This window comes from Streptococcus sp. P25B114, assembly GCF_053010325.1.
Map to the genome: position 1 here is coordinate 21,427 of NZ_JBRKNW010000025.1, position 6,175 is coordinate 27,601.

At 44.0% G+C, this 6,175-nt stretch carries 6 protein-coding genes; all 6 read right to left on the minus strand.

The features are described 5' to 3' along the window. Positions 1 to 26: 26 nt before the first annotated feature. Positions 27 to 2,294 (minus strand): glycogen/starch/alpha-glucan phosphorylase, encoded by a 2,268-nt coding sequence (locus ACVC7T_RS10035; protein WP_394733527.1) that lies wholly within the window; start codon positions 2,292 to 2,294, stop codon positions 27 to 29. A gap of 181 nt (positions 2,295 to 2,475) precedes the next feature. Further along, a complete protein-coding gene (locus tag ACVC7T_RS10040; protein WP_105122526.1) occupies positions 2,476 to 2,823 on the minus strand; it encodes an HIRAN domain-containing protein in 348 nt (115 codons plus the stop codon). Positions 2,824 to 2,860: 37 nt separating this feature from the next. After that, entirely contained in the window at positions 2,861 to 3,574 is a 714-nt protein-coding gene (deoD, locus tag ACVC7T_RS10045) for a purine-nucleoside phosphorylase (protein ID WP_105160564.1), read from the minus strand. A gap of 35 nt (positions 3,575 to 3,609) precedes the next feature. Further along, the gene (locus ACVC7T_RS10050; RefSeq protein WP_447262889.1) at positions 3,610 to 4,419 is read right to left on the minus strand and encodes a purine-nucleoside phosphorylase; all 810 of its coding nucleotides are present in this window, start codon (positions 4,417 to 4,419) and stop codon (positions 3,610 to 3,612) included. 11 nt (positions 4,420 to 4,430) lie between these two features. Then, positions 4,431 to 4,787 carry an arsenate reductase family protein gene (locus ACVC7T_RS10055; protein WP_447262890.1) on the minus strand — a complete coding sequence of 119 codons (357 nt, stop codon included), beginning with the start codon at positions 4,785 to 4,787 and terminating at the stop codon, positions 4,431 to 4,433. Further along, a complete protein-coding gene (locus ACVC7T_RS10060) occupies positions 4,787 to 5,998 on the minus strand; it encodes a phosphopentomutase (RefSeq protein ID WP_447262891.1) in 1,212 nt (403 codons plus the stop codon). Before ACVC7T_RS10060 ends, ACVC7T_RS10055 begins: the two co-directional genes overlap by 1 nt. Between the last annotated feature and the right edge of the window lie 177 nt (positions 5,999 to 6,175).

A 6,175-nucleotide genomic window follows, 5' to 3' on the forward strand; every position in this document is an offset into this window, starting at 1 on the left:
GAAAGGTCATTTTTAATTTATTTTATTTACTTAGCTTCCAAATGCCAAATATCTTCGTTGTACTGTTGAATAGTACGGTCTGATGAGAAGAAGCCTGCTTTGGCAATGTTGACGATGACTTTGTCCAACCAGCTGTCACGGTCTTCATAGTCTGCCAACATTCTTTCCTTAGTTTCAATATAGTCTTCCAAGTCCAGCAAGGTCATGAAGTGGTCATTGTGCTTGAGATTGTCCTGTAAGCGCCAGAGGCGTTCATCAATACCTCCAGCATGACGAATGGTATCAGATGTAATGAAATCGATCAATGGACGGATAGCTTCACGCTCATAGAAGGCATAAGGATGATAGGTTCCATTTGCATAGTGGTCAATAACAGTTTGGCTATCTTGACCGAAGATGTAGATATTTTCATCGCCGACCAATTCATGAATTTCCACGTTGGCACCGTCATCTGTACCGATAGTCAAGGCACCGTTGAGCATGAATTTCATGTTACCAGTACCAGATGCTTCTTTAGATGCAAGAGAAATCTGCTCTGAAATATCTGCCGCTGGAATGATGAAGCTGGCTTCCGTTACGTTGTAGTTTTCAATCATGACCAACTGCAAGTGTGGTGCCACTTCTGGGTCATTTTTGATAACCTGTGACAAGACCAAAATCAAGTGGATAATATCTTGAGCCGTTGTGTAAGCTGGTGCAGCTTTTCCTCCGAAGAAGACTGTCAATGGACGAGTTGGGATATTGCCAGCCTTGATATCCAAATACTTGTGGATAACATAGAGAACATTCATCTGTTGACGCTTGTACTCGTGCATACGCTTGATTTGCACGTCAAAGATAGACTCTGGATTGACCTCCACACCTTGCGTCTTAGCAATATGACGTTGCAACTTACGCTTGTTGTGCTGCTTGGTTTTTTCTAACCAAGATTTTAATTCCTTGTCATTCTTATATTCTAAGAGTTTTTCCAACTCGCTAGCATCATGGTGGTAGCCATGTCCAAGTAGTCCATCAAGATAGCTAGCCAATCTTGGGTTAGCATGCATGAGCCAACGGCGGAAGGTGATACCGTTAGTCTTGTTGTTAAATTTCTCTGGGTAAAGCTCGTAGAAGGCTTTTAACTCAGAAGTCTTCAAAATCTCAGTATGAAGGGCTGCTACACCGTTGATAGAGTAGCCGTAGTGAATATCCATGTGGGCCATATGGACACGACCATGCTCATCGATAATATTAACCGCTGGGTCATTCTTCACTTCCTTTGCACGACGGTCCAATTCCTCGATAAATGGCACCAAGTGTGGAACTACACGATTCAAGAAATCAAGCGGCCATTTTTCAAGGGCTTCAGACAAGATGGTGTGGTTGGTATAGGCCGTCATCTTCTTGACAATTTCAATTGCCTCATCAAAGGAAATACCACGAAGTTCCAAGAGACGAATCAATTCTGGAATGACAAGGGATGGGTGGGTATCATTGATTTGAACTACAGCGTAATCCGGCAAGTCATGAAGATTTGAACCTTTAGCAACAGCCTCATCAATCAAGAGCTGGGCAGCATTGGACACCATAAAATACTGCTGGAAGATACGCAGCACCTTGCCCTCATCTGTCGAATCATCTGGATAGAGGAAGAGGGTCAGATTGCGGAAAATGTCTTCCTTGTCAAACTCGATACCGTCATAGATGATATTGTCATCTACAGAACCAAGGTCAAACAGACGCAAACGATTCTTACGCTCTGTCTTATAGCCAGGAACATCAATATCATACAACTTAGATGTCAAGGTAAAGTTGGCGAATGGCACTTGGTAAGAAATTGGGGATTCTGTCAACCAAGAACGTGGCGTAATCCACTCATTTGGCACCGCAGACTGCTGGTGGTACTCAAACAGTTGACGGAAAAGTCCAAAGTGGTAGTTAAGACCGACACCATCTCCATTGAGACCAAGACTAGCAATGGAATCAAGGAAGCAGGCAGCCAAGCGACCCAAGCCACCATTACCGAGAGATGGCTCCATCTCCACATCTTCAATGGCGATTAAGTCCTTCCCTGCCGCTGCAAGCTGGCTCTTCACCTCATCATAAACACCCAAGTTAATCAAGTTGTTAGACAAGAGTTTACCAATCAAAAACTCCGCAGAAATGTAGTAGACTTTTTTCTTTTGCTCATTGGTATATTTAGCTTCACTCTGTTGCTTTGTAAATGCAAGCAAAGCATAGTAAAGTTCATGGTCAGAACAGTCTTCAATCCGCTTAGCGTACATGGACTGGACAAAATTTTGTAAATTAATCATTCCTAATCTCCTAAATGAAACTAATATATGTAAGTGTTCATGATTATTTCGTTACTATATGTAACCGTTTTCTATTATACACTAAAAAACAAAAAAAGACAAGCTAAGTTCCATACAAATAGAACTTAGTTCGTCTTTCAAACGGTTACAGATTAACCTGATAACTTCTCTGTCTACTGATTTAGGCTGTCGGACGATTGTCCTTAAACTTAACAACCACGCGTAGTTGACGATCAGGATGTTCCGTCAAATCAATCATTTGAACGCGAGCTTCCAAAATATCCCCGTGTCCATAAAAAAGCATCCGGCTGATTAAACTGTTCTTGTATTTTGGAATGTAGCCCAATTTCTTCCCCCGATAAAGAATAAGCACCGCTTCTGAATCATAAGGATTAGTTGGTTCAGCCAGTAAATCTAGAGAAGTTCCCAATTTTAACTCTTCGACAACATCTAATCCGTCATAATAAGCAAATCCTGCCAAGTGAAAATCTTCTACATTTCGAGTTGGTTCAAAGTGTGCAAATGTCATACATTCCTCCTTATCACAAGTTACTCCTTAGTCCGGCCTATTCCGCAATCAAGGTTTCCAGACCAACCTTCATCATGTCTGTGAAGGTATTTTGGCGTTCTTCTGCCGTTGTATCCTCATCTGAATTGACCAAGCTATCAGAAATGGTCATGATAGCCAGCGTTTCCACACCAAATTTAGCTCCCAAGTAGTAAAGAGCTGCCGCTTCCATTTCAACCGCCTTGACACCGATTTGCCCCAGTTCCAAGTTACGACTGAAGAGTTTTGGAGAATAGAAACTGTCTGATGAAAGGACATTTCCCACGTGAGTGGTCAAGCCAAAGTCTTTAGCAATGTGGTAGGCCTTGTCCAAAAGGTTGAAGCTTGCAATTTGTGGCAAATCGTACTCTGGCCAGTCAATATTGATCATACGAGAGTTGGTTGCAGCTGCTTGCGCCAAGACCAATTCACGAACATGAACATCAGCACTCAGTGAGCCCGCGGTTCCAACACGGATTAATTTTTTCACACCGTATTCGTTGATGAGCTCGTGGGCGTAGATGGAAATGGATGGCATCCCCATACCAGTTCCCATGACAGAAACACGGTGGCCCTTATAAGTACCTGTGTAGCCGAACATATTGCGGACCTCGTTGAAGCACACAGCGTCTTCAAGGAAGTTTTCAGCGATAAATTTAGCACGGAGTGGATCTCCCGGAAGGAGAATTTTATCAGCAATATCGCCAGGTTTTGCAGAAATATGGATAGACATGTATTGTACCTCTTTATTATTCTATGTTCAAATTCTTACAACTCAGCCAAAATCGCTTTAATCAAGCCCTTGAAATCTTCTTTGATTTGTTCCGTCACTTCTACCACTTCTTCGTGGTTGAGTTCTGATTGGAAACCAGCTGCAAAGTTAGTGATAGCTGAAATTCCCAAGACATTCATGCCTGAGTGAGCTGCAACGATGACTTCTGGAACAGTTGACATACCAACTGCATGGGCACCCATGGTCTTGAAGGCCAAGATTTCAGCTGGTGTTTCGTAAGTAGGACCTGTCACACCGAGGTAGACACCATTGTCCAACTTGATGCCCAATTTTTCCGCAACTGCATGTGCTTTTTCTCGGTATGCTTTGGTATAGGCATTGGACATATCTGGGAAACGTGGACCAAATTCTTCCAAGTTTTCACCAATCAATGGGTTTTGACCAGTCATGTTGATGTGGTCTGTAATGGCCATAAGGGTACCTGGACCGTAGCCGATACCTCCTGCGGCATTGGTAACAATCACACCTTCACAACCAAGAGCTTTCATAACACGGACTGGGAAGGTCACCACTTCCATCGGATTTCCTTCGTAGAAATGGAAACGCCCTTGCAACGCCAAGACCTTGCGACCAGCCAAGTCACCGTAGACCAGCTTGCCTGCATGCCCAACAACTGTTGACTTGCCCCAGTTTGGAATGTCAGAATAGTCGATGACAATCGCATTTTCGACTTCTTCTGCCAATTCGCCCAAACCTGAGCCCAAAATCAAGCCAAATTCTGGCTTAATCAAGCCTTTTTCTTCTAAAAAAGCCTTTGTTTCATTGATTTTTTCTAATAGTGTCATAATTTCTCCTTTTACAAATATCTTGACCAGTCGTATTCTGGCATTTTTTCTACGATTACGTCCAGCGGTCTGCAGAGAAAAGCGGTACTTTCTCGCTCGACAATAGGTCTGTTGACAAGACTGGGGTCTGCTACCATGAGTTCCAGAATTTCTGGCTCGGATTTTCCTGCAAAATCGTCCTGTGCCAGGCGGATAAGCTGGGAAGGCTGGGCATCCATTTTAGCCAAAATCCTTTCCAAATCTGCTTTGGACAGGGGATTTTCCAGATAATTAACCCAGGTCACTTCCAGATCTTGATGAGCGAGAAGCACCCGCAATTTCTTGCACTTGCTACAATCGGGATTGTAATAAACGGTTACTTTTTCCATTAGACTAATTTATCCAAGAATGACTCACCAATCATGGCTTTGTCCACACCAAAGTTTTCAGCAATGGTCGCCGAAATATCCGCAAAATGTCCCTGTGGAATCAAGCCGTTGCCAGTAAAGGAGGGGCTGTAAGCCAAGAGCGGAATGTACTCACGAGTATGGTCCGTACCGACATAGGTCGGGTCATTCCCATGGTCAGCTGTGATGAGGAGCAGGTCATCCTCACGCATGGCAGCCATAATCTCTGGCAAGCGAGCATCAAATTCATGCAAGCAATCACGGTAGCCCTTGGCATCACGGCGGTGACCAAAGTTGGCATCAAAATCCACCAGATTGGTGAAGGAGAATCCTGTCTCAAACTCAGCCAGACCCATGGTTGTCAAGAGGGTATCGACACCGTGGTTGTTATTTTTGTTGTGGCCCATGTCGTTGGTAATGCCTGAGGCGTTGAAAATATCGCTGATTTTACCAACAGAGTAGGTCGAGATACCAGCATCTGCCAGTTTATTGAGAACAGTTGGCTCAAATGGAGAAACGGCATAGTCGTGGCGGTTGGCCGTGCGGGTAAAGTTACCAGGCTCACCAACATAAGGGCGGGCAATGATACGACCCAGAAGGGCTGGACGCTCTAAGGTGATAGAACGCGCGTACTCACAGATACGATAGAGCTCCTCAAGCGGAATAATGTCCTCATGGGCTGCAATCTGAAGAACAGGGTCTGCGGAGGTGTAAATGATGAGCTCCCCAGTTTCCATTTGACGAGGACCAAAATCATCAATCACAGCCGTTCCAGAGTAAGGTTTATTGGCCTCGCGAATGACCTTACGACCTGAAAATTCTTCGATTTTGGTCAAAATTTCCTCAGGGAAACCATTCCAGAAGGTATCGAAAGGTTCGGTAATGTTGAGGCCCATGATTTCCCAGTGACCCGTCATGGTATCCTTACCAAGTGATACTTCTTCCAATTTTGTCGCATAACCTGTCGGATTTTCCTCGGCAGGAACTGTTTTCAGAGGTGTTTCACGAGGGATATTGCCGAGGCCCAGTTTAGCCATATTTGGCACATCCAAGCCGACTGTTTTTGAAATGTGTCCCAAGGTGTCTGATGCACCGTCTGGCACGCCTGCATTGGTAAAGTTGTTGGCATCTGGCGCCGCACCGATTCCCACAGAATCCAGGACAACCAGGTGAATACGTTTAAATTTAGGCATATTGCTCTCCTTTTTTTTGTAAATAAACGTTCGTCTTTTAATTATAACATAAACATACTAAGATTAGTAGTGAGGAAATCTCCGACGGGAGAAAGTACTCACTACTTTTTCTTTATGATAAAGTAGAGGTGTCTTGTTAAGTCGTAGGGCTTTTTGACGCTAGACGTCGCAACAAAA